This window comes from Variovorax sp. CF313 (assembly GCF_000282635.1).
Lineage (GTDB): Bacteria > Pseudomonadota > Gammaproteobacteria > Burkholderiales > Burkholderiaceae_C > Variovorax.
This window is the reverse complement of sequence record NZ_AKIW01000170.1, coordinates 19,470-41,766: the sequence shown is the minus strand read 5'-3', so window position 1 is coordinate 41,766 and position 22,297 is coordinate 19,470. Positions and strand designations below refer to the sequence as shown.

Sequence of the window (22,297 nt, the reverse complement as noted above, 5' to 3'; positions counted from 1 at the left end):
CTTTTCACTGCGCTTCGCTCCGTGTAATTCGCCACCCCCCCGAGGGGGAGGCGCGGCTCGCCTTGGGGCGGCCCGGCGGCGGCCGCCTTCGACTCTCAGGCGACCGTCGCGGGATCGACGTTCGCCCCGCAGACGATCAGGCAGACCTTCTCGCCCGCGCGCGGCGCGTAAGCGCCGGTCTGCAGCGCGGCCAGCGGCAGCGCGGCGGCCGGTTCCACTGCCAGCTTCAGCTCTTTCCACAGCCACTGCTGGGCGGCGCGGATGGATTCGTCGGACAGCAGCAGGGCGTGCCGCACCTGCCGCTGCGTAATTTCCCACGAAATGGCGCCGATGCGACGCGCCCCGAGCGAATCGGCCGCGATGCCGCCCACCTCCACGTCGATCGGCTCTCCGGCCTCGCGAGCGCGAAACAGCGTGGGCGCCTTTTCGGGTTCGAGTGCCACCACACGGACGCGCTGCTCGAACCAACCAGCGAGGCCACCGATCAGCCCACCGCCGCCGACGCTCACGAGCACAGCATCGGGAAGACCGCCCTGCTCTTCGATCTCACGGCCGAGCGTGCCCGCGCCGGCCACCACTTCGGGCTGGTCGTAGGCGTGGGTGAGCAAGGCGCCGGATTCCTTCTGGCGCGTCAGGCAGGCGGCCAGCGCATCGGGGTACAGCTCGCCGACGACGACCACTTCCGCGCCCAGCGCACGCAGCCGCGCGCGCTTGGCCTCAGGCGACACGCCCGGCAGGAACACCTGGCAAGGCACGCCCAGAGCGCGCGCCGCGGCCGCCGTGGCGATGCCCGCATTGCCGCCCGAGGCCACGACCACGCCGCTGTCGGGAATGTCGTTGGCCAGCAGCCGGTTCATCATGCCGCGCGCCTTGAAGCTGCCGCTGACCTGCATGTGCTCGAGCTTCAGCCAGATCTCGGCGCCCGGCGCCGCGACGCCGAAGGCGGCCGCCGGCAGCTTCCACAGCGGGGTTTCGCGCAGAAAGTGGCCGGCACGCTCGCTCAGCCTGCGGGAAGCGCTATCTATTTCAGAGCGCCAGTCGAAGGTTTTCTTGTCGTTCAAGAGATATGTCCTGGAGGGGGAATGTCGTCGAGCTTGAGCCCCTTGGGCAGCGGAAACTTGATGGTTTCCTCGATGCCGTCCATCTTGCGGACCGACACCGCGCCGAACGCGCGCACGCGCTCGATCACCTCGCGCACCAGCACCTCGGGGGCCGAGGCGCCGGCGGTGAGGCCGATGCGCGTCTTGCCCTCGAACCACTCGGGCTTGAGCTCTTCGGCCGAATCGACCATGTAGCTCTCGGTGCCCAGCCGCTGCGCCAGTTCGCGCAGCCGGTTGCTGTTGGAACTGGTGGGGCTGCCGACCACGATCACGAGGTCGACCTGCGGGCTCATGATCTTCACCGCGTCCTGGCGGTTCTGGGTGGCATAGCAGATGTCCTGCTGCTTGGGTTCGCGCACGGCCGGAAAGCGCGTGCGCACGGCGGCGGCGATCTCGGCTGCGTCGTCCACGCTCAGCGTGGTCTGGGTGACCACCGCGAGCTTCTCGGTCTGCGAGGGCGAGACCTTCGCCACGTCGGCCACGTCCTCGACGAGGTGAATGCCGCTGCTGAGCTGGCCCATCGTGCCCTCGACCTCGGGATGCCCCTTGTGGCCGATCATGATGAACTCGAAGCCCTCCTTCGCGAGCTTGGCGACCTCGACGTGCACCTTGGTCACCAGCGGGCAGGTGGCATCGAAGATCTCGAAGCCGCGGTCGCGCGCCTCCTGCTCCACCGCCTTGCTCACGCCGTGTGCGCTGAACACCAGCGTGGCGCCGGGCGGCACGTCGGACAGTTCCTCGATGAAGATCGCGCCCTTGGCCTTGAGCTCGTTCACCACGTAGGTGTTGTGCACGATCTCGTGGCGCACGTAGATCGGTGCGCCGAACTTGGCAATGGCGCGCTCGACGATCTCGATGGCGCGATCGACACCCGCGCAGAAACCGCGCGGTTCGGCAAGGATGACTTCCGAGATGTCGGGGTTCATAGCACGCCGATCAGCTTCACTTCGAAGGTGACGGGCTGGCCGGCCAGCGGATGGTTGAAGTCGAAGCGCACCGCCGTGTCATTCGATTCGATCACCGCTCCCGCGTAGCTGCCCGTGCCGTCGGGCGTGGGGAACTGCACGACGTCGCCCGCGGCGTATTGCTCGTCGGGGTCGCCCATCTGAGCGAGCAGCTTCCTGGCCACCCACTGCTGCATGTCGGGGTTGCGCTCGCCGAAGGCCTCGCCGGCGGGCAGCTCGAAGGTGGCATGCGCGCCTTCTTCCAGGCCCATCAGGCGCTGCTCCATGGCCGGAGAAAGCTCGCCGGTGCCGAGCGACAGGGTCGCGGGCTTGTCGGCGAAAGTGTTGATGATGTCGCCCGCCGGGCCGGCCAGCCGGTAGTGCAGGGTCAGGAAGGAGCCGGAAGTCACGAGTTGGGACATGGGGGCAGCGGAGGTGGGCAAAGACAAGGTGGGTGTCCCGATAAACTGGACCTCATTTTAAGGACCGGGACTTCACCCGGCTCCGCCAAGGTTTCACCCCAGGGTTTCATGGCATTCAAGGATCTCCCTCTCGACGCCCGTCCCCGCGAAAAACTCATCTCGCGAGGGGCATCCGCGCTGGCCGACGCCGAGCTGCTGGCCCTGCTGCTGCGCACCGGCGTGGCGGGCATGAACGTGCTGCAGCTGGCGCAGCAGCTGCTCGAGCGCTTCGGCGGCCTCTCGGGCCTGCTGCACACCGGCGCCGAGGAGCTCAAGACCATCAAGGGCATGGGCGGCAGCGCCAAGCGCTCCGAACTGATCGCGGTGCTCGAACTGGCGCGCCGCGCCATGGGCGAAAGGCTCAGGGAGCGCACGGTGTTCGACTCGCCCGACGCGGTCAAGCAGTACCTGCAGCTGCACATCGGCTCGCGCCCCTACGAAGTGTTCGCGGTGGTGTTCCTCGACGTGCAGCACCGCATGATCGCGCTGGAGGAAATGTTCCGCGGCACGCTCACGCAGACCAGCGTCTATCCGCGCGAGGTCGTCACGCGCGCCATCCACCACCAGGCCGCGGCGGTGGTGCTGGCGCACAACCACCCCAGCGGCAACATCGAGCCCTCGCGCGCCGACGAGTCGCTCACGCAGACGCTGCGCGCCGCACTGGCGCTGGTGGACGTGCGGGTGCTCGACCACATCATCGTGAGCCCCGGACAGAGCTTCTCGATGGCCGAGAAGGGCGTGCTCTGATGGCCGCACGCGCCCCGTCTCTCAAGAACCTCGCCGACCTCAAGCAGGTGCAGCGCACGCTCGCCGAAACCCGCGAGCGCGAAGCCGCCGAGGCGGCCGCAAAGGCCGCGGCCGAACGCAAGCTCGCCGCCGAGAAAGACCTCTTTGCACGCGCCATCGGTGCCACCGAGCCGCTGCGCCGCAAGGCCGCAGTGCCGCTTGCGCCGCTGCCGCCGGCACCGATCCCGGTGCAGCACCAGCTCGACGAGCAGCGCGTGCTGCGCGAGTCGCTCTCCGACGAGTTCGACGTGACCACGCTGCTCGACGTGGACAACGCCATGAGCTTTCGCCGGCCCGGCATCGGCACCGACGTGACGGCGCGGCTGCGCAAGGGCGAATGGGCGATCCAGGGGCAGGTCGACCTGCACGGGCTGCGCAGCGACGAGGCGCGCGAGGCGCTCGGTGGCTTCATCCGCAACGCCAGCAAGCAGGGGCTGCGCTGCGTGCGCGTGGTGCACGGCAAGGGGCTGGGTTCGCCAGGCAGGCAGCCGGTGCTGAAGACCAAGGCGCAGCGCTGGCTGATCCAGAAGAACGAGGTGATCGCGTTCGTGCAGGCCAAGCCCGCGGAAGGCGGCGCCGGCGCCCTCGTCGTGCTGCTGGCGCCCACGCGGCGCTGACGCTTTCTGACTTGCTCCTTCCCCTTCCGGGCGAAGGCTGGGATGGGGGCTCGCGGCCTTTGCACGGGCCCTCCCTCATCCATCGCCGTCGTGTCCCCACCCCTACCCTCCCCAGCGGGGAGGGAGCAGGAAACGCAGCCGGCTTACGCCAAGTGATTCTTCAGCGGAACCGATGCGTCCGCCACCGCCGCAGCATCAGGGCTACGCCCCGCTTCAAGCAGCTTGCGGCTCATCATGTGGTCGACCGGCGCGTTCACCGACTCCACGCACACGAGCTGCCCATCGACGTAGTGGAACAGCGAGAACGCATCGGGCTTCGGCCCCGCGCGGCGAACGCTGACGAGGCCCGGCGTGCCTTCGGCCGGCATCAGGCCCACCATCTGCAGGCGCATGCCGCCCTGGTCGGACCAGAACCACGCGACCGCGTCGTGCGCACGCGCCGCGCCGGTCAGCGTGGCCACCGCGGTGCGCGCCTGGTCGTTGGCGTTCTGCACCGACTCGAGCCGCAGCGCGCGGCCCGCGCGGCGGTCGGGGAAGCGCGTGCAGTCGCCCACCGCGAGCACACCGGCCGCGCTGGTCTGCATGTGGCCGTCGACCACGATGCCGTCGGCGCATTCGATGCCGGCCGCCTGTGCGAGCGCCGTCTCGGGCACGGCGCCGATGCCGAGCAGCAGCAGGTCGACCGGCTGCTTCACGCCGTTGACCTGGATCGACACCAGCCGGTCGCCTTCCACTTCGAAGGCACCGGTCTGCGCACCGAGCACGATGTCGATGCCGGCCGCACGGTGCGTGGCGAGCACATGCGCCGACAGCTCGGGCGAGACGGCCCGGCCCAGCAGGCGCGGCGCGCTTTCGATCACCTGCACCGATTTGCCGAGCGCCTTGGCGGTGGCCGCCACCTCGAGCCCGATGAAGCCGCCGCCGAGCACGGTCACCTTCTCGGCCGATGCAAGCCGCTCGCGCAGGCGGTGCGCTTCTTCGGCGGCACGCAGGCTCGCGACGTTTTCGAGGCCCGGCTTCAGGTCGGGCATCTGGCGTGCGCGCGTACCGGTGGCCAGCACCAAGCGCTCCCACGGCAGCACCGCGCCCGAACGCAGCGTGACGGTGCGCGCCTCGCGGTCGATCGCCACGGCCGCGTCGCCCAGGTGCAGCGCGATGCCCGCTTCGCGGTACCAGTCGGCGGCCTTGTGCGGCTGCGTGGTTTCCTCCGCGCTCTTCAGGAAGGCCTTGGACAGGGGCGGGCGGTGGTACGGCTCGCACGCCTCTTCGCACACGAGGTGCACGCGCGCGCCCTGCCCCGCTTCGGCAAGCCCCGCGCAGAGCTGGGCCGCGGCGTGGCCGCCGCCGATGATGACGATGGAATTCATGATGAGAGAAACGTCTTTCGGAATCGTTATGGGGTCGGTCACTCGCCGCGGTTGCGCATCCAGTCGGCGGTTTTGAAAAAGGAGTCGCGCAGCCTTGCGCGCAAGTCCTCGGGCACACCCGTCTCGCCCATCGCCTGGTCCATGCAGGCCAGCCATTGGTCGCGTTCCTTGATGCCGATGGTGTGGCCGCCGATGCTCTGCGGCAGGTGGCGCGCGCGCAGCATCGGATGGCCGAAGCGGTCGGTGTAGTGCTGCGGCCCGCCGAGCCAGCCGCAGAGGAACCAGAACAGGCGCTGGCGCGCGTTGTCGAGGCTGGTGCCGTGCACGGCGCGCAATTGCGCATACGCGGGCTCGAGGTCCATCAGGTCGTAGAAGCGCTCGACCAGCGCCTCCACCTTCGGTTCGCCGCCGATCCAGTCGAACGGCGTGCCGGCGGGCGGCTTTTCTTGAATCTGCATGGGCGGGAGTATCCCTCCGAGCGCTTGCTAGAGCTGCACGAGGCCGGGAATGGCCACGTCGGGGTTCACGTCGGCCTCGTAGTCCACGCCCTCCACCGAGAAGCCGAAGAGGCGCAGGAACTCGGTCTTGTAGCCGGCGAAATCAGTGAGCTCGTCGAGGTTGTCGCCGGTCACCTGCGGCCAGAGCTCCAGCACGCGAGCCTGCACCCGCGGCGCCAGTTCCTTGTAGTCCGCGCGCAGGCGGCCTTCCTCGTCGATGTGCGGTGCGCTGCCGTAGAGACTTTCGGCGAAAAGCCCGTGCACCTGCTCGATGCAGCCCTCGTGCGTGCCTTGCGCCTTCATCACCTTGAACAGCAGCGACAGGTACAGCGGCATCATCGGAATGGCCGAACTGGCCTGCGTGACGACCGCCTTCAGCACCGACACGCGCGCATCGCCGCCCTTGGCCGCCAGTTGCGCGCGGATGCCCAGCACCTTCTGGTCGAGGTCCTTCTTGGCGGCGCCGATGGAGCCGTTCCAGTAGATGTCGTGCGTGATCTGCTCGCCCAGATAGGTAAAGGCGGTGGTCTTCGCGCCGTCGGCCAGCACGCCGGCCTGCTGCAGCGCGTCGATCCACATTTGCCAGTCTTCACCGCCCATCACGGCCACGGTGTTGTCGATTTCTTCCTGCGTCGCGGGTTCGAGCACCGTTTCCTTCACGGCCCCGCTGTCGGTGTCGAGGCCGCGCAGGTTCACGGCCTTGCCCACGGGCTTGAGCACCGAGTTGAAGACCTGGCCGGTCTTCGGGTGCGTGCGGCGCGGCGCGGCCAGGCTGTAGACGACGAGGTCGACCTGCCCCAGGTCGGCGCGGATGGTGTCGATGACCTGCTGCTTCACCGCGTCGGAAAAGCCGTCGCCGTTGATGCTCTTCGCATAGCGGCCTTCGGCGTGCGCCGCGCGCTCGAAGGCGGCGGTGTTGTACCAGCCGGGCGAGCCGGGCTTGGCCTCGCTGCCGGGGCGCTCGAAGAAGACGCCCAGCGTGTCGGCGCCGCAGCCGAAGGCGGCGGTGATGCGCGCCGCGAGGCCGTAGCCGGTCGATGCGCCGATCACCAGCACCTTCTTCGGGCCGCCCTCGATGGCGGGCCTGGCCTTGACGTACTCGATCTGCTGGCGGACGTTGGCTTCGCAGCCGGCAGGATGGGTGGTAACGCAGATGAAGCCGCGCACGCGGGGTTTGATGATCATGAGGATCTCGCTGGATGAGATGCGGGAAGAAAACGGCGGGAGCGCGTTTTTGGCGCCGCGAATTTAACCCAGCCCGTAATAACCGCCTTCAGCTTGTCCATATGCATATGTCGATTGACGATTTAATAATCAGGGGTTTTATTGATATGGTTCGACCCTGAATTTCCTCTAGGAGAGAGACAACCTATGCGCCACACCCTGCTCGCCGCGGCCGTCGCCGCTTCCACTTTCCTGCTCGGCACCGTCGCCCACGCCGACCAGCTGGCCGACATCAAGAAAAAGGGCGAGCTGGTCGTCGGCGTGCTCGGCACCGACGAGCCCGCGACCTTCGTCGACCCCAAGACGCGCCAGATCGTCGGCTACGAAGTCGACCTGGTGAACGCCATTGCAAAGAAGATCGGCGTGAAGCCGGTGCTCAAGCAGATCGCCGTGGCCGCGCGCATTCCCGAACTGCAGCAGGGCCACGTCGACCTTGTCGCCGCCGGCCTCACGCACAACAAGGAGCGCGAGGCGCAGATCGACTTCTCGCTCACCACCTTCGTGACGGGCCAGAAGGCCATCGTGAAGAAGGACAGCGGCATCACCGAGGTGCCGCAGCTCGCCGGCAAGAAGGTGCTGACCATCCGCGGCGGCACGCAGGAACCCAACATCCGCAAGGCCGTGCCCAACGTCGAGGTCGTGACCTTCGACACCAGCCAGCAGGCCTTCCAGGCGCTGCAGCAGGGCAAGGGCGTGGGCTATGTGGACGACGAGGCCGCGCTGCTGCGCAGCTACGCCAAGCTCGGCCCGCAGAAGGCGCAGTACGTGGTGCTCAAGCAGAACCTGAGCACCGAGGCGCTGGCCATCGGTATCAAGAAGGGCGAGAGCGGCCTGAAGGCCGTGGTGGACGACACGCTGCGTGAGCTCGAGAAGTCGGGCGAGGCGCAGAAGATCTTCATCAAGTGGTACGGCCCGGACACGGCCTCGGGCTTCCAGTCGCGCGACTTCAAGCTCGAGAGCGACAAGATCGACTGAGCCCGGCCCCCGGTCTTTCTCCTTCCCCCGCTGGGGGAAGGCCGGGATAGGGGCTGACGGCCTTTGCATAGGCCTCGGTGGATCGACCTCCGCCGCACCCCCACCCCAACCCTCCCCCAGCGGGGGAGGGAGCCAAGACCCCCTGCGGCAGTGATACTGTCGCCCCCCATGCCCCTGTTCGACTATTCCTTGCTGCTCACCGGCAAGTACCACGACATGCTGGTCGCGGGCCTGCTGCTGTCGCTGCAGCTGCTCGCGGCCGCGCTGGTGCTGGCGCTGCCCCTCGCGCTGGTGGTCGCGCTGCTGCGCCTTTCGCCCTTCGCACCGCTGCGCTGGCTCGGCTTCGCGTACGTCGAGTCGATCCGCAACATCCCGCTGCTCGCGCACATGCTGTTCTGGTACTTCGGCGCGCCCGAGCTGCTGCCCGAAGGCATCAAGCAATGGCTCTACGCGGGGCACATCGAGGCCTACAGCGCGGTGATCGCGCTGTCGCTGTACACGGCGGCCTTCATGGCCGAGGACATCCGCAGCGGCATCCGCGCGATCCCCACGGTGCAGTTCGAGGCCGGCCGCGCGATGGGCTTCAGCTACCTCGCCACCATGCGCGGCGTGGTGCTGCCGCAGGCGCTGCGCGTGACTGTCCCGCCGCTGATCTCGCAGACGCTGAGCCTCTGGAAGAACACCTCCATCGCCACCGTGATCGGCGTGGCCGAGCTGATGTACCAGGCCGGCCAGGTCGAGAGCGCGACCTTCCGCAGCTTCGAGTCCTTCGCGTTCGCGAGCGCGGCGTACCTGACGGTGTCGCTGGCGATCACGGGGCTGGCGACGTGGTACCACCACCGGTATCCGGTGCGCACGATCTGAGGACGCCGGGCGATGCTGCAGATCATCAACGACTATTGGGTCTACTTCCTCATCGGGCAGTACCCGAATGGCCCGCTCGGCGGACTGGTGCTCACGCTGCTGCTGGCCTCCTGCGGGCTCGTACTCGCCTTGCCATTGGGCATCGTGCTCGGCCTCGCGCGCGTCAGTCCGTGGCGCTGGCTGCGCTGGCCGGTCACGGGCTTCGTGTTCGTGGTGCGCGGCCTGCCGCTGCTGATGGTGATCTTCTGGGCCTACTTCTTCCTGCCGAGCGTCACGGGCGTGAAGACCGACCAGTTCACCACCATGCTGATCGCGCTGGTGATATTCGACGCCGCCTACCTCGCGGAGATCGTGCGCGCCGGCATCCAGGGCCTGCCCCGCGGGCAGATGGAAACCGCCCGCGCGCTGGGCCTGGGCTACGGCCGCGCGATGCGCCTCGTGGTGCTGCCGCAGGCGCTGCGCAGCATGCTGCCCTCGCTGGTGAACCAGTTCGTCTCGACCATCAAGGAAACCTCGCTGGGCTACATCATCGGGCTGGCCGAGGTGTCGTTCATCGCGACGCAGATCAACACGCAGGTGTTCACCAAGCCCGCGCAGATCTACCTGATCCTGGGCGGCACGTATTTCATTCTCTGCTTCGGCCTGTCGCGCTTCGCCTACTGGCTGGAACGCCGGCTTGCGCGCCGCGGCATGTCCACCGTTGCACCCAAGGTGTCCGCATGATCGAACTCGAAAAAGTCAACAAGTGGTACGGCAGCTACCACGCGCTGGTCGACATCACTGAGACCATCCACAAGGGCGAAGTCGTCGTGGTGTGCGGGCCCTCGGGCTCGGGCAAGTCGACGCTGATCCGCACCTTCAACCGGCTGGAGCCGATCCAGTCGGGCCGCATCGCCGTGGACGGCCAGGACATCCATGCGCCCGGCCTCGACGTGAACGCCTTCCGCTCGCGCATCGGCTTCGTGTTCCAGCAGTTCAACCTCTTTCCGCACCTCACGGTGCTGCAGAACTGCACCATGGCGCCGATGCAGCTGCGCGGCCTCACGCGCAAGGAGGCCGAGGAGCGCGCGATGGCACTGCTGCAGCGCGTGGGCCTGTCGAACAAGGCGAATGCGTGGCCCAGCGAACTGTCGGGCGGCCAGCAGCAGCGCGTGGCGATTGCGCGCGCGCTGGCCATGCAGCCGCCGCTGATGCTGTTCGACGAACCCACGAGTGCGCTCGACCCCGAGATGGTCGGTGAAGTGCTCCTGGTGATGCGCGACCTCACGCGCGACGGCATGACGATGGTCTGCGTGACGCACGAGATGGGCTTCGCGCGCGAGGTGGCCGACCGCGTTCTGTTCATGGACGAGGGCAAGGTGCTGGAACGCGCCACGCCCGACGATTTCTTCAACCGTCCGCAGCATCCGCGCGCGCAGCAGTTCCTGGCCGACATCCGGTCGCCCTTTGCGAGAGACGCATGACCGACACCGCCCTCCCCCTCATCGACGTCGCGCCCCTCGTGGCGGGCACAGCCGGGCGCGACGCAGTCGCCGCGCAGATCGGCGCGGCCTGCCGCGCGCACGGCTTCTTCTACGCGACGGGCCACGGCGTCGACGCGGCGCTCGTGAAGCGGCTCGAAGACCTGAGCCACCGCTTCTTCGACCTGCCCGAGGAAACCAAGATGCGGTGGCGCATGGCCTTGGGCGGGCGCGCGTGGCGCGGCTACTTTCCGCTCGGCGGCGAGCTGACCTCCGGCCGGCCCGACTGGAAGGAAGGGCTCTACCTCGGCACCGAGCTGCCCGCCACGCATCCGCTGGTGCAGGCGAAGACGCCGGTGCACGGGCCCAATCTGTTTCCCGATGTGCCGGGCTTGCGCGAGACCATCCTCGACTACATGGCCGCCGTCACGCAACTCGGCCACCGGCTGATGGAAGGCATCGCGCTGAGCCTGGGCCTGCCCGGGAGCTACTTCGCCGAACGCTACACGGCCGACCCGCTGATCCTGTTCCGCCTCTTCAACTACCCCTCGCAGCCAGTGCCCGAAGGCCTCGACGTGCAATGGGGCGTGGGCGAGCACACCGACTACGGGCTGCTCACCATCCTGCACCAGGACACCGTGGGCGGCCTCGCCGTGCACACGCCGGACGGATGGATCGACGCGCCGCCGATTCCCGGCTCGTTCGTCTGCAACATCGGCGACATGCTCGACCGCATGACCGGCGGGCTCTACAAGTCGACGCCGCACCGCGTGAAGCGCAACACCTCGGGCCGCGACCGGCTGTCGTTCCCGCTGTTCTTCGATCCGAATTTCGAGGCCCGCGTGCAGCGCATCGAAGGGCTCGCCGGCGCCGAGGCACGCGACGACAGCGCCGAGCGCTGGGACCGCGCCAACGTGCACGCCTTCAACGGCCGCTACGGCGACTACCTGCTCGCAAAAGTGTCGAAGGTGTTCCCGCAGCTGCGCGACGAAGTGCTCTGAACAGACCCTGTCACGCGGGCTGCTGCTTTTCCGCCGGCGAAGGAAACCAGCGCGGCAGATGTGCCAACGCGTCGTGCAGCGAGCCGAGTACGTGGAATGCCCGCTCGAGGATGGGTTCGGGCGGCTGCTTGAGATCGGGCACCACCACCACGCGCATGCCCGCGGCCAGCGCCGCCTTGGCGCCGTTCTCGCTGTCCTCGAAGGCGATGCAGTCCGCGGGGTCCACGCCCAGCCGCCCGGCTGCGAGCAGGTAGAGCGCCGGATCGGGCTTGGCGCGCGCCACCTCGTCGCCGCCCGCGAAAGCCTCGAAGTGATGAAGCACGCCGAGACTGCCGAGGCAGGCCTGGATCTGCCCGCTGGTCGACGACGAGGCCACGGCGCAGCGCGTGCCGCGTTCGCGCAGCGCCGCCAGGAATTCGCCCGCACCGGGCTTGATGGGAAACAGCGGCGTGCCGTCGGAGCGCGCCAGCTGCAGCCGCTGGCGCACGTGGCCGATGGCGTGGCGGTAGGCGTCCGCGCCGCCGAGCAGCGATGCGAGGATGCGTTCGGACTCGGAGGTGGCCAACCCCACGACCTGCAGGTACTCGCTATGCGAAAGCTCGATGCCGAGCGTGCGGGCAGCCTCGATCCAGGCGGCCATGATGGGGCGCTCCGAATCGATCAGCAGCCCATCCATGTCGAAAATTGCGGCAGCGAACATCGGGGCATCCTAATGAAAAAGGGGCCGAAACGGCCCCTTACGGAAGAAATGGCTGCGCAGCCGGTCAGTCGCGCGCCAGCGCCCGGTTCAGCCCCAGCGCGGCCAGCGTGGCGACCGCGCCCGACAGCAGGTAGACGCTGACGTACGCCAGGCCGAAGTGGGCCGACAGGCCCAGCGCGACCAGCGGCGCGAACGCCGCGCCGATCAGCCAGGCCAGGTCGGCCGTCAGGGCCGCGCCGACGTAGCGGTACTTGGGCGCGAAGTTCGAGGTCACGGCGCCGGCCGCCTGGCCGTACGACAGGCCCAGGATCACGAAGCCCACCAGGATGAAGATGTCCTGGCCGAGACGGCCGCCGTCGAGCAGCGTGGGGGCGAAGCCACTGAACGCGGCAATCACGGCGGCCAGGCCGCCCAGAGTGAAGCGGCGGCCGATGCGGTCGGCCAGCAGGCCCGAGGCCACGATGCCGGCTGCGGCCAGCACCGCGCCGATCATCTGCACGACCAGGAATTCGCTGACCGACTGGTCGGAGTACAGCGTGATCCACGACAGCGGGAACACGGTGATCAGGTGGAACAGCGCATAGCTGGCCAGCGCGGCGAAGGCGCCGATCAGCAGGTTGGCGCCCTGCGAGCGGACCAGCTCAGTCACGCTGGTGGGCTCCAGTTCGCGTTCCTCGAGCAGGCGCGAGTATTCGTCGGTGGCCACCAGGCGCAGGCGCGCGAACAGCGCCACCACGTTGATCGCGAAGGCCACGTAGAAGGAATAGCGCCAGCCCCAGTCGAGGAAGTCCTCGGATGGCAGGCTCGAATACAGGTAGGCGAACAGCGCGCTGGCAATGAAGAAGCCGATGGGCGCACCCAGCTGGCCCAGCATGGCATACCAGCCGCGGCGGTTGGCGGGCGCATTCAGCGCCAGCAGCGAAGGCAGGCCGTCCCACGAGCCGCCCAGCGCCAGGCCCTGGCCGAAGCGGAACACCGACAGCAGCACGATGGCCGTGAAGCCGAGGCTCGCGTAGCCCGGAAGGAAGGCGATGCCGGCGGTGGAGGTGCCCAGCACGAAAAGCGCCAGCGTGAGCTTGGCCTCGCGCCCGAAACGTCGCTGGATCATCATCGAGATGACAGTTCCGAACGGACGCGCGATGAAGGCGAAGGAGAAGATCAGGAACGAGTACAGAACACCTTCGAGGTGTTGCTCGAAGGGGAAGAAGACCGCCGGGAACACCAGCACCGAGGCGATGCCGTAGACGAAGAAGTCGAAATATTCGGAGGCGCGGCCGATGATCACGCCGACCGCGATCTCGCCGGGGGCGATGTGCGAGTGGTCGTCGCCCTGCCGGGCGCCGCCGTGCTCGGGCGAGTTCGGCAGCGGCTGTGCGCCTTGCGGACTGATGCTGGACGTCGTCATTGCTTGCTGTAATTCAGGTGTCACGCCTGGACGCGACACAAAAGACCATGGAGAACCTAGAGCGTCGCACCGAAACACATTTACCGCCATAGGACAAAACGTCCAATAGGCGAAACCCGTCTTCGAGCGTAGATTGTGGGGTCTTTTTGCGTCGCCCCTGCACCTCTTTTCCCCCGGCATGCACATCCTCAAGAACCTTCGCCGATCACTCCTGCTGCTTTCCGCCATGCTCCTGGCGGGCTGCAACACGGTGTTGATGAACCCCTCCGGCGACATCGCCAATCAGCAGGGACGCCTCATCGTCGTCTCCACCGTGCTGATGCTGATCATCATCATCCCGGTGATCGCCCTGACCGTCTTCTTTGCCTGGCGCTACCGCCAGTCGAACAAGGAGGCCACCTACAGCCCCGACTGGGACCACTCGACCCAGCTCGAACTGGCGATCTGGGCGGCGCCGCTGCTCATCATCATCGCGCTGGGCGCCATCACCTGGATCAGCACCCACACGCTCGACCCCTACCAGCCGCTGCGCCGCCTCGACGCGCAACGCGCAATCCCGGCCGAAGCCAAGCCGCTGGTGGTCGAAGTGGTGGCCCTCGACTGGAAGTGGCTCTTCATCTACCCCGAGCAGGGCATCGCCACGGTGAACGAGCTGGCCGCCCCGGTGGACCGCCCGATCAGCTTCAAGATCACGGCCTCCTCGGTCATGAACTCGTTCTTCATCCCCGCGCTGGCCGGCCAGATCTACGCCATGCCGGGCATGGAGACCAAGCTGCACGCGGTGATCAACAAGCCGGGCGAGTTCGAAGGCTTCTCCGCCAACTACAGCGGCGCCGGCTTCTCGGGCATGCGCTTCAAGTTCCACGGCCTGAGCAACGGCGACTTCGACCAGTGGGTGCAGAAGGTCAAGGCCGGCAAGGACGGCGAACTCACGCGCGAGCTCTACCAGAAGAAGCTCGAAGTGCCGAGCGAACGCGAGCCCGTGCGCCACTACGCGTCGGTGGACCCCGCGCTGTACGACGCCATCCTCAACCTGTGCGTCGACCGCAGCAAGATGTGCATGAAGGAAATGATGGCCATCGACGCCGACGGCGGCCTGGGCAAGCCCGGCGCCTTCAACGTCGCCACCAAGCAGGCCTGGCAGGCCGACTCCCTCGATTCGCCCAAGCGCAAGTACGTCACCGCGATGTGCACCACCGAAGAATAAGATGTTGCAGAACCTAGACCTGACGAAGCTCGTCTTCGGCCGCCTCTCCTGGGAGGCGATTCCCTTCCACGAACCCATCCTGCTCGCGACCTTCGCGGGCGTGGTGCTGGGCGGCATCGCCGTGCTGGGCGCGCTGACCTACTTCAAGCTGTGGGGCATGCTGTGGCGCGACTGGATCACCAGCATCGACCACAAGAAGATCGGCATCATGTACATCATCCTGGGCCTGGTGATGCTGCTTCGCGGCTTCGCCGACGCCCTGATGATGCGGGCCCAGCAGGCGATGGCCTTCGGCGACAACGCCGGCTTCCTGCCGCCGCACCACTACGACCAGGTCTTCACCGCCCACGGCGTGATCATGATCTTCTTCGTGGCGATGCCGCTGGTCACGGGCCTCATGAACTTCGTGGTGCCGCTGCAGATCGGCGCGCGCGACGTGGCCTTCCCGTTCCTGAACAACTTCAGCTTCTGGATGACCACCTTCGGCGCCGGCCTCGTGATGGCGTCGCTGTTCGTCGGCGAGTTCGCCAAGACCGGCTGGCTGGCCTATCCGCCGCTGTCTGGCATCCTGTTCAGTCCCGACGTGGGGGTCGACTACTACATCTGGTCGTTGCAGATAGCGGGGGTGGGCACATTGCTGTCCGGCGTGAACCTGCTGGCCACCATCGTGAAGATGCGCGCGCCCGGCATGACCATGATGAAGATGCCCGTCTTCACCTGGACCGCCCTGTGCACCAACGTGCTGATCGTCGCCGCCTTCCCGGTGCTGACCGCCGTGCTGGCCCTGCTGTCGCTCGACCGCTACGCAGGCACCAACTTCTTCACGAACGACCTCGGCGGCAACGCCATGATGTACGTGAACCTGATCTGGATCTGGGGCCACCCCGAGGTGTACATCCTGATCCTGCCGGCCTTCGGCATCTTCTCGGAAGTGGTCTCCACCTTCTCCGGCAAGCGCCTCTTCGGCTACGCCTCGATGGTGTACGCCACGGTCGTGATCACCATCCTGTCGTACCTCGTGTGGCTGCACCACTTCTTCACCATGGGCTCCGGCGCCAGCGTGAATTCGTTCTTCGGCATCACGACGATGATCATCTCGATCCCGACAGGGGCGAAGATCTTCAACTGGCTCTTCACCATGTACCGCGGCCGCATCCGCTTCGAGCTGCCCATGCTGTGGACCATCGGCTTCATGATCACCTTCGTGATCGGCGGCATGACCGGCGTGCTGCTGGCCGTTCCCCCGGCCGACTTCGTGCTGCACAACAGCCTGTTCCTGATCGCCCACTTCCACAACGTGATCATCGGCGGCGTGCTGTTCGGCATGCTGGCCGGCATCACCTACTGGTTCCCGAAGGCCTTCGGCTACAAGCTCGATCCGTTCTGGGGCAAGTGCTCGTTCTGGTTCTGGATCGTCGGCTTCTGGTTCGCCTTCATGCCGCTGTACATCCTGGGCCTGATGGGCGTCACGCGCCGCATGAACCACTTCCAGGACATGTCGCTGCAGATCTGGTTCCAGGTTGCTGCCTTCGGCGCCGTGCTGATCGCGCTGGGCATCGGCTCGTTCATCATCCAGCTGGTGGTGAGCTACATCCGCCGCGAGTCGCTGCGCGACACCACGGGCGACCCGTGGAACGGCCGCACGCTGGAGTGGTCGACCTCGTCGCCGCCGCCGGCCTACAACTTCGCCTTCACGCCGCGCATCCATGACAACGACGCCTGGTCCGACATGAAGGCCCGCGGCTACGAGCGTCCGGTGGAAGGCTTCAGCCCGATCCACATGCCCAAGAACACGGCCGCCGGCTTCATCATCGCCGCGCTGGCCGCGCTGTGCGGCTTCGCTCTGATCTGGCAGATGTGGCTCGTGGCCGGCATCGGCTTCTTCTCCATGCTCGCCGCCGTGATCATCCATACCTTCAACTACAAGCGCGACTACCACATCCCCGCGGATGAAGTCGTTCGCACCGAAGACGCGCGCACGCGCCTGCTGGCCGCCCATGTCTAACAGTACCGCCCTCCCCTCCAGCCACGCGAACACCGTGGGCAACGCCTCGAGCGTGCCCACCTTCGAGGTGTTCAACGTCCGCAACGAAGACCACCACCCCGAGAACGGCACGCTGCTCGGGTTCTGGCTCTACCTGATGAGCGACTGCCTGGTCTTCGCCTGCCTGTTCGCGGTGTATGGCGTGCTGGGCCGCAGCTACGCGGCCGGCCCCTCGGGCGCCGACCTGTTCGACCTGCCGCTGGTGGCGATCAACACCTCGCTGCTGCTGTTCTCGTCCATCACCTACGGCTTTGCCGTGCTCCAGATGCAGCAGCGCCGCATGGGCGGCGTGCTGGTCTGGCTGGCCATCACCGGCCTGCTGGGCGCGGGCTTCATCGGCCTGGAGCTGTACGAGTTCGCGCACCTGATCCACGAAGGCGCCGGCCCGCAGCGCAGCGCCTTCCTGTCGTCGTTCTTCGCGCTGGTGGGCACCCACGGGCTGCACGTGACCTTCGGCATCGTCTGGCTCATCGTGCTGATGATCCAGCTGCCCAAGCACGGCTTCACCGCCGCCAACCGCCGACGCCTGATGTGCCTGTCGATGTTCTGGCACTTCCTGGACGTGGTCTGGATCGGCGTCTTCACCTTCGTGTACCTGATGGGATCGCTGCAATGAGCGCGCATATCGAAACCGCCGGCCATGGCGCCCATGGCCATGACGACCACGGCCACGACGACGGCCCGGTGAGCCACAGCACCTTCAAGGGCTACATGACCGGCTTCGTGCTGGCCGTGATCCTCACCGCCATTCCGTTCTGGATCGTGATGGGCAAGGTCTTCGACAAGCCAGGCACCACCGCGCTGGTCATCCTGGCCTTTGCCGTGGTGCAGATCGTGGTGCACATGGTGTACTTCCTGCACATGGACGCCAAGTCCGAAGGCGGCTGGAACATGCTGGCACTGATCTTCACGCTGGTGCTCGTGGTCATCACGCTGGCCGGTTCGCTGTGGGTCATGTACCACATGAACACCAACATGATGCCGCACTCGATGCACGACATGAAGAACATGCCCTGATGGCGCAGCAGGCCGCGCGCCAGCGTTCCGATACCTCGCGGGTGGCGCTGGCGGTCTGCGCCGCTCTCGCCTTTGCCGGCTTCATCTCGCTCGGCACCTGGCAGGTCGAGCGCAGGGCCTGGAAGCTCGATCTCATCGCCCGCGTCGACCAGCGCGTGCATGCCCCGGCCGCCACGGCCCCCGGGCGAACCGAATGGCCCACCGTCAACGCGGCCAACGACGAATACCGGCATGTCCGCCTCGCCGGCATCTTCCTCCATGACAAGGAAACGCTGGTGCAAGCCAGCACGAAGCTCGGCCCGGGCTTCTGGGTGCTGACCCCGCTGCGCACGACCGAAGGCACCGTGGTGCTGGTCAATCGCGGCTTCGTGCCGCCCGAGGCGCGCGAACGCCAGGCCCGCACCGCGCCAGAGCCGCAGGGCGAAACCAACGTCGCCGGCCTGTTGCGCCTGACCGAACCCAAGGGCGGCTTCCTGCGCAAGAACGATCCGGCCGGCGAGCGCTGGTTCTCGCGCGACGTGCAGGCCATTGCCGCGGCGCGCGGCCTGAACAACGTCGCGCCCTACTTCGTCGATGCCGAGGCCGCTCCCGCGCAGGCTGCGAACGGCACCCCGGCCTGGCCCGCCGCCGGCCTCACGGTCATCGCCTTCCCCAACAGCCATCTCGTCTACGCCCTGACCTGGTATGGCCTGGCGCTGATGGTGCTGATCGCCGCCTGGTTCGTGCGGCGCAGCGAAAATGCGGCCCATGCCGACACCCGCCCTGCCGAAGATGCCCACCGCGATTGAGGCGATCGCAGGAGAGCTGCACGCCCCCCGCGCCGGTGTCGCGAGCCTCGACAACGCCACCGGCCACCAGAACATGCAGCAGCTGATCCAGCTGCGCTGGTTCGCCGTGGTCGGGCAAGTGGTCACCATCCTGGTGGTGCACTACGGCTTCGCGATCCGCCTGCCGCTGGACCACATGCTGCAGGTGCTGGCCTGCCTGGCGCTCTTCAACATGGTCAGCCTGCTGCGCTCGCGCAGCCACCGGCGCGTGACGAACGGCGAACTGTTCCTCGCGCTGCTGGTCGATGTGGCCACGCTCACCGCGCAGCTCTACCTGAGCGGCGGCGCCACCAACCCCTTCGTGTTCCTGTTCCTGCTGCAGGTGACGCTGGGCGCAGTGCTGCTGAAGCCATGGTCGACCTGGACCATCGTGGTCATCACCAGCATCTGCTTCGCCGGGCTGGCGCTGTTCTCGCGCCCGCTCGCGCTGCCGCTGGACCACGACCGCGGCCTCTGGAGCCCCTTCGTCCAGGGCATGCTGGTGTGCTTCGCGCTGAACGCGGCGCTGCTCGTGATCTTCATCACCCGCATCAGCCGCAACCTGCGCGCGCGCGACGCGCGGCTGGCCGACCTGCGCCAGCGCGCCTCGGAGGAAGAACACATCGTGCGCATGGGCCTGCTGGCCTCGGGCGCGGCGCACGAGCTGGGCACGCCGCTGGCCACGCTGGCCGTGATCCTCGGCGACTGGCGCCGGCTGCCACACTTCAGCTCCGACCCCGAGCTGCTGACCGAGGTGGCCGAGATGGAGCTGCAGATCCAGCGCTGCAAGAGCATCGTGAGCGGCATCCTGCTGTCGGCCGGCGAGGCGCGCGGCGAGTCCTCCGAGGAAACCACCGTCAGCACCTTCCTCGACGACCTGATCGAAGAGTGGCGCACCACCCGCCCGGTGGAAGATTTCGAATACGACAATCGCTTCGGCCGCGACCTGCCCATGGTCTCGGACTCGGCGCTGAAGCAGATGATCTGCAACGTGCTCGACAATGCGCTGGAGGCGTCGCCGCACTGGCTGCGCCTCGAAGCGGCGCACGACGCCGACGCGCTGACGATCACGGTCACCGACGCGGGCCCCGGCTTCCTGCCGGCCATCCTGAAGGAGTTCGGCAAGCCCTACCAGTCGAGCAAGGGGCGACCCGGCGGCGGGCTGGGGCTGTTCCTGGTCGTCAACGTGGCGCGCACCGTGGGTGGCCGCGTCGCGGCGGCCAACCGGCCCGAGGGCGGCGCGATCGTGACGATCACGCTGCCGCTCGCGGCCATCGTGCTGGAAGAAGAAGCAGGGGACGAAGAGGTCCTCGACGGCGAGACCATCGAAACGGAAGGCCATGACCGAAACCGGAGCTGAGCGCCAGTTGCTGATCGTCGAGGACGACGACGCCTTCGCGCGCACACTCGGCCGCTCCTTCGAGCGGCGCGGCTATGCCGTGGCGCTCGCCAACAACCTCGGAGACGTCGAGGCGCTGCTCGCCACCTCGTCGCCGGGCTACGCGGTGGTCGACCTCAAGCTCAACGGCGAGGCCTCGGGCCTGGCCTGCGTGCAGATGCTGCACCGGCACAACGCCGAGATGCTGATCGTGGTGCTGACGGGCTTCGCCAGCATCGCCACCGCCGTCGAGGCCATCAAGCTCGGCGCCTGCCACTACCTGGCCAAGCCGTCGAACACCGACGATATCGAGGCCGCCTTCGGCCGCGCCACCGGCACCACCGAGGTGGAGCTGACCAACCGCTCCACCTCGATCAAGACGCTCGAATGGGAGCGCATCCACGAGACGCTGGCCGAAACCGGCTTCAACATCTCGGAGACCGCGCGCAGGCTCGGCATGCACCGGCGCACGCTGGCGCGCAAGCTGGGCAAGCAGCAGGTCAAGTAGGCAACCACTGCATCCCTCCATCTGCATGAGGTTCCGATGACGACAGCTCCCTCCCAGACGCAACCCTCGCAGCGCACCTCCGTGCTGGCAGCCCGCGACCAGACGGCGATGGAAGAACTCTTCAATGCCCTGAGCCACGGCCTGGGCCTGGCGCTGGCCATCGCCGCGCTGCCCATCCTGGTCTACAACGCGGCGCAGAAGGGGCAGGCCGCGGGCGTGGTCGGCGCCTGCCTGTTCGCGGGCACGGCCATTGTGCTGTACCTGATCTCCACGCTGTACCACGCACTGCCCATGGGCCGGGCCAAGGCCTGGTTCAACCGGCTGGACCACGCGGCCATCTACCTGTTCATCGCGGGCAGCTACATGCCCTTCGTGTTCGGCGTGCTGCGCGGTCCGCTGGGGTGGACGCTGTTCGGCGCCATCTGCGCGGCGGCCGTGCTGGGCGTGAGCGCCAAGCTGTTCAACCGGCTGCAGCATCCGCTGTGGTCGACCGGGCTCTATGTGGCAATGGGGTGGATGGCGCTGATGGCTGCGGTGCCGCTGTACGAGCGCATGTCACCGGCGGGGCTGGGTTGGCTGGTGGCCGGTGGGCTCTTCTATACGGCGGGCGCCGTGGTGTTCCTGTTCGACAACAAGGTGCGCTTCGCGCATTCGGTGTGGCACCTGTTCGTGCTCGCGGGCAGCACCTGCCATTTCTTCGCCGTGCTCTGGCACTCGCACGGCTGATCTTCCTGACTCAGTAATGCGGCGGTAGCTCGTCGCGCGGGTTGCGCGCGGCGCCGTCCTGACCCGCGCTTTGCGCTTGTTCCTTGAGTTGCGTGACCTGGAGGATCAGCCGGTCGATCTGCTGCTGCTGGCGGTAGATCGTCATGTTCAGTTGGTCGAGCAGGTCTTCGGCGTAGCTCGACTTGATCTCGAGCTCGGTCACGCGTTCCGCGAGGTCGTGGGGTGGGTTTTCCATGCCGCTATTGGACAGGAAGACCGACCCACCTTTTATGACGCCTCCCTTAGCCCCCTTGGCCTCCTAGCGCCGTACCTTCGCTTCGAGCAGATCGCCCATGCCGATGCGCTTCGCGAACTCGATGCGCACACGCTCCGACACCTCGAACACCTCCGTAGCACCGTCGCCCACGAAGTCGATCAGCGAGCGCATCGGCCGTGTGCCGGCGGGCAAGCCCACGATGCGCACGATTTCGTCGGCCACGGCCTGCGGGTCGGCGTTGTCGGGCGTCAGCGCCGAGAGGCGTTCACCGATCTGGTCCATCACGCCGTCGTAGCGGCTGTAGGCGGCGGCGGTCGCGGCATCGGCCGGCTTGCCCGCGCTCGGGAAGTGGTCGGTGCCCCTGGTGAAGGCGCCCGGCACGACGATGGAAGTCTCGATGCCGAAGCGCGCGATCTCGTAGGCCAGCGTGACGGCCAGCGAATCCATCGCCGCCTTGGCCGCGCCATAAGGGCCCATGAACGGCGGAAAGCCGCCCTTGGTGGTGGTGCTGCTGATCCACAGCATCAGCCCCGATTCCTGCCTGCGCAGGTACGGCAGCACCGCGCGGTTCACGCGCTGCGCGCCGAGCACGTTGGTGTCGAACACCTTCACGATCTCTTCGGGCGTGAAGGCCTCGGTCGGACCGACCACGAGGTGGCCGGCGTTCTGCATCACCACGTCGAGGTGGCCCTGCTCGCGCACGATGGTCGCGGCGGCGGCATCGGCCGAGTCCTGCGAGAGCACGTCGAGTTCGAGTGGGTGGAGCTGAATGCTCTTCGCCGCGGCGAGCGAGCGCAGTTCGGCGGCGCGGCCGGCATTGCGGCCCGCGATGTCGCGCATCGACGCGTAGACGACGTGGCCGGCTTCGGCCAGCGATTGCGCGCCGAGCTTGCCGATGCCGGTGCCGGCACCTGTGACCAGGATGATCTGCTTTTGCATGAGGTTTCTCCGTAT

The 22,297-nt window shown here is 67.4% G+C and carries 25 protein-coding genes; 15 read left to right on the top strand and 10 right to left on the bottom strand.

Annotated elements, in window-relative coordinates:
• Window positions 1-95 precede the first annotated feature (95 nt).
• From PMI12_RS27580 to PMI12_RS27570, 3 genes are read right to left on the bottom strand one after another with little or no spacing between them, the layout of a single operon-like run.
• A complete protein-coding gene (locus PMI12_RS27580) occupies window positions 96-1,061 on the bottom strand; it encodes a threonine/serine dehydratase (protein WP_007839274.1) in 966 nt (321 codons plus the stop codon).
• Window positions 1,058-2,026, bottom strand: a complete 969-nt coding sequence (gene ispH / locus PMI12_RS27575) for a 4-hydroxy-3-methylbut-2-enyl diphosphate reductase (protein WP_007839273.1) — start codon at window positions 2,024-2,026, stop codon at window positions 1,058-1,060. The genes PMI12_RS27580 and ispH overlap by 4 nt, the downstream gene beginning before the upstream one ends.
• A complete protein-coding gene (locus PMI12_RS27570) occupies window positions 2,023-2,466 on the bottom strand; it encodes an FKBP-type peptidyl-prolyl cis-trans isomerase (protein WP_007839272.1) in 444 nt (147 codons plus the stop codon). The genes ispH and PMI12_RS27570 overlap by 4 nt, the downstream gene beginning before the upstream one ends.
• A 108-nt stretch (window positions 2,467-2,574) precedes the next feature.
• Here PMI12_RS27570 and radC point away from each other — a divergent pair, with 108 nt between their 5' ends.
• Both radC and PMI12_RS27560 read left to right on the top strand, forming a co-directional pair.
• Window positions 2,575-3,252: a RadC family protein gene (gene radC, locus PMI12_RS27565; RefSeq protein ID WP_007839271.1), complete on the top strand. Its 678-nt coding sequence runs from the start codon at window positions 2,575-2,577 to the stop codon at window positions 3,250-3,252.
• Complete coding sequence (locus PMI12_RS27560) at window positions 3,252-3,908, top strand: Smr/MutS family protein (RefSeq protein ID WP_007839270.1); 657 nt, start codon at window positions 3,252-3,254, stop codon at window positions 3,906-3,908. The genes radC and PMI12_RS27560 overlap by 1 nt, the downstream gene beginning before the upstream one ends.
• Before the next feature lie 143 nt (window positions 3,909-4,051).
• On the opposite strand, the gene PMI12_RS27555 is transcribed toward PMI12_RS27560, so the two are convergent.
• From PMI12_RS27555 to fabV, 3 genes are read right to left on the bottom strand one after another with little or no spacing between them, the layout of a single operon-like run.
• Window positions 4,052-5,275, bottom strand: a complete 1,224-nt coding sequence (locus tag PMI12_RS27555) for an NAD(P)/FAD-dependent oxidoreductase (protein ID WP_007839269.1) — start codon at window positions 5,273-5,275, stop codon at window positions 4,052-4,054.
• Between the two features lie 38 nt (window positions 5,276-5,313).
• Window positions 5,314-5,733 carry a group II truncated hemoglobin gene (locus PMI12_RS27550; RefSeq protein WP_007839268.1) on the bottom strand — a complete coding sequence of 140 codons (420 nt, stop codon included), beginning with the start codon at window positions 5,731-5,733 and terminating at the stop codon, window positions 5,314-5,316.
• A 27-nt stretch (window positions 5,734-5,760) separates the two neighbouring features.
• A complete protein-coding gene (gene fabV, locus PMI12_RS27545; protein WP_007839267.1) occupies window positions 5,761-6,957 on the bottom strand; it encodes an enoyl-ACP reductase FabV in 1,197 nt (398 codons plus the stop codon).
• A 186-nt stretch (window positions 6,958-7,143) separates the two neighbouring features.
• Here fabV and PMI12_RS27540 point away from each other — a divergent pair, with 186 nt between their 5' ends.
• From PMI12_RS27540 to PMI12_RS27520, 5 genes are all read left to right on the top strand, one after another.
• Window positions 7,144-7,971, top strand: coding sequence for an ABC transporter substrate-binding protein (locus tag PMI12_RS27540; protein ID WP_007839266.1), 828 nt, complete (start codon window positions 7,144-7,146; stop codon window positions 7,969-7,971).
• 168 nt (window positions 7,972-8,139) lie between these two features.
• Window positions 8,140-8,835 carry an amino acid ABC transporter permease gene (locus tag PMI12_RS27535; RefSeq protein ID WP_007839265.1) on the top strand — a complete coding sequence of 232 codons (696 nt, stop codon included), beginning with the start codon at window positions 8,140-8,142 and terminating at the stop codon, window positions 8,833-8,835.
• A 12-nt stretch (window positions 8,836-8,847) separates the two neighbouring features.
• Window positions 8,848-9,558 carry an amino acid ABC transporter permease gene (locus PMI12_RS27530; protein ID WP_007839262.1) on the top strand — a complete coding sequence of 237 codons (711 nt, stop codon included), beginning with the start codon at window positions 8,848-8,850 and terminating at the stop codon, window positions 9,556-9,558.
• A complete protein-coding gene (locus tag PMI12_RS27525) occupies window positions 9,555-10,298 on the top strand; it encodes an amino acid ABC transporter ATP-binding protein (RefSeq protein WP_007839260.1) in 744 nt (247 codons plus the stop codon). Before PMI12_RS27530 ends, PMI12_RS27525 begins: the two co-directional genes overlap by 4 nt.
• Window positions 10,295-11,296 carry an isopenicillin N synthase family dioxygenase gene (locus PMI12_RS27520; protein ID WP_007839259.1) on the top strand — a complete coding sequence of 334 codons (1,002 nt, stop codon included), beginning with the start codon at window positions 10,295-10,297 and terminating at the stop codon, window positions 11,294-11,296. Before PMI12_RS27525 ends, PMI12_RS27520 begins: the two co-directional genes overlap by 4 nt.
• 10 nt (window positions 11,297-11,306) lie before the next feature.
• On the opposite strand, the gene PMI12_RS27515 is transcribed toward PMI12_RS27520, so the two are convergent.
• Together PMI12_RS27515 and PMI12_RS27510 are read right to left on the bottom strand one after the other, a co-directional pair.
• Window positions 11,307-11,996 (bottom strand): HAD family hydrolase, encoded by a 690-nt coding sequence (locus tag PMI12_RS27515; protein ID WP_007839258.1) that lies wholly within the window; start codon window positions 11,994-11,996, stop codon window positions 11,307-11,309.
• 64 nt (window positions 11,997-12,060) lie between these two features.
• On the bottom strand, window positions 12,061-13,401 hold the full coding sequence (locus PMI12_RS27510; RefSeq protein WP_007839257.1) for an MFS transporter: 1,341 nt from the start codon (window positions 13,399-13,401) through the stop codon (window positions 12,061-12,063).
• 178 nt (window positions 13,402-13,579) lie between these two features.
• Here PMI12_RS27510 and cyoA point away from each other — a divergent pair, with 178 nt between their 5' ends.
• From cyoA to trhA, 8 genes are read left to right on the top strand one after another with little or no spacing between them, the layout of a single operon-like run.
• On the top strand, window positions 13,580-14,608 hold the full coding sequence (cyoA, locus tag PMI12_RS27505; RefSeq protein WP_042674611.1) for a ubiquinol oxidase subunit II: 1,029 nt from the start codon (window positions 13,580-13,582) through the stop codon (window positions 14,606-14,608).
• Window position 14,609: 1 nt separating this feature from the next.
• Window positions 14,610-16,613 carry a cytochrome o ubiquinol oxidase subunit I gene (gene cyoB, locus PMI12_RS27500; protein WP_007839255.1) on the top strand — a complete coding sequence of 668 codons (2,004 nt, stop codon included), beginning with the start codon at window positions 14,610-14,612 and terminating at the stop codon, window positions 16,611-16,613.
• Window positions 16,606-17,268, top strand: a complete 663-nt coding sequence (cyoC, locus tag PMI12_RS27495; RefSeq protein ID WP_007839254.1) for a cytochrome o ubiquinol oxidase subunit III — start codon at window positions 16,606-16,608, stop codon at window positions 17,266-17,268. The genes cyoB and cyoC overlap by 8 nt, the downstream gene beginning before the upstream one ends.
• A complete protein-coding gene (gene cyoD, locus PMI12_RS27490) occupies window positions 17,265-17,669 on the top strand; it encodes a cytochrome o ubiquinol oxidase subunit IV (RefSeq protein WP_007839253.1) in 405 nt (134 codons plus the stop codon). The genes cyoC and cyoD overlap by 4 nt, the downstream gene beginning before the upstream one ends.
• A complete protein-coding gene (locus tag PMI12_RS27485; RefSeq protein ID WP_007839251.1) occupies window positions 17,669-18,457 on the top strand; it encodes an SURF1 family protein in 789 nt (262 codons plus the stop codon). Before cyoD ends, PMI12_RS27485 begins: the two co-directional genes overlap by 1 nt.
• Window positions 18,441-19,835, top strand: a complete 1,395-nt coding sequence (locus PMI12_RS27480) for an ATP-binding protein (protein ID WP_042674621.1) — start codon at window positions 18,441-18,443, stop codon at window positions 19,833-19,835. Before PMI12_RS27485 ends, PMI12_RS27480 begins: the two co-directional genes overlap by 17 nt.
• A complete protein-coding gene (locus PMI12_RS27475) occupies window positions 19,816-20,361 on the top strand; it encodes a response regulator transcription factor (RefSeq protein ID WP_007839247.1) in 546 nt (181 codons plus the stop codon). The genes PMI12_RS27480 and PMI12_RS27475 overlap by 20 nt, the downstream gene beginning before the upstream one ends.
• A 36-nt stretch (window positions 20,362-20,397) precedes the next feature.
• Window positions 20,398-21,087 (top strand): PAQR family membrane homeostasis protein TrhA, encoded by a 690-nt coding sequence (gene trhA, locus PMI12_RS27470; protein ID WP_007839245.1) that lies wholly within the window; start codon window positions 20,398-20,400, stop codon window positions 21,085-21,087.
• Window positions 21,088-21,097: 10 nt separating this feature from the next.
• On the opposite strand, the gene PMI12_RS27465 is transcribed toward trhA, so the two are convergent.
• Both PMI12_RS27465 and PMI12_RS27460 read right to left on the bottom strand, forming a co-directional pair.
• Complete coding sequence (locus PMI12_RS27465; protein WP_007839244.1) at window positions 21,098-21,322, bottom strand: SlyX family protein; 225 nt, start codon at window positions 21,320-21,322, stop codon at window positions 21,098-21,100.
• A 63-nt stretch (window positions 21,323-21,385) separates the two neighbouring features.
• Window positions 21,386-22,282: an SDR family NAD(P)-dependent oxidoreductase gene (locus tag PMI12_RS27460; protein WP_007839243.1), complete on the bottom strand. Its 897-nt coding sequence runs from the start codon at window positions 22,280-22,282 to the stop codon at window positions 21,386-21,388.
• Between the last annotated feature and the right edge of the window lie 15 nt (window positions 22,283-22,297).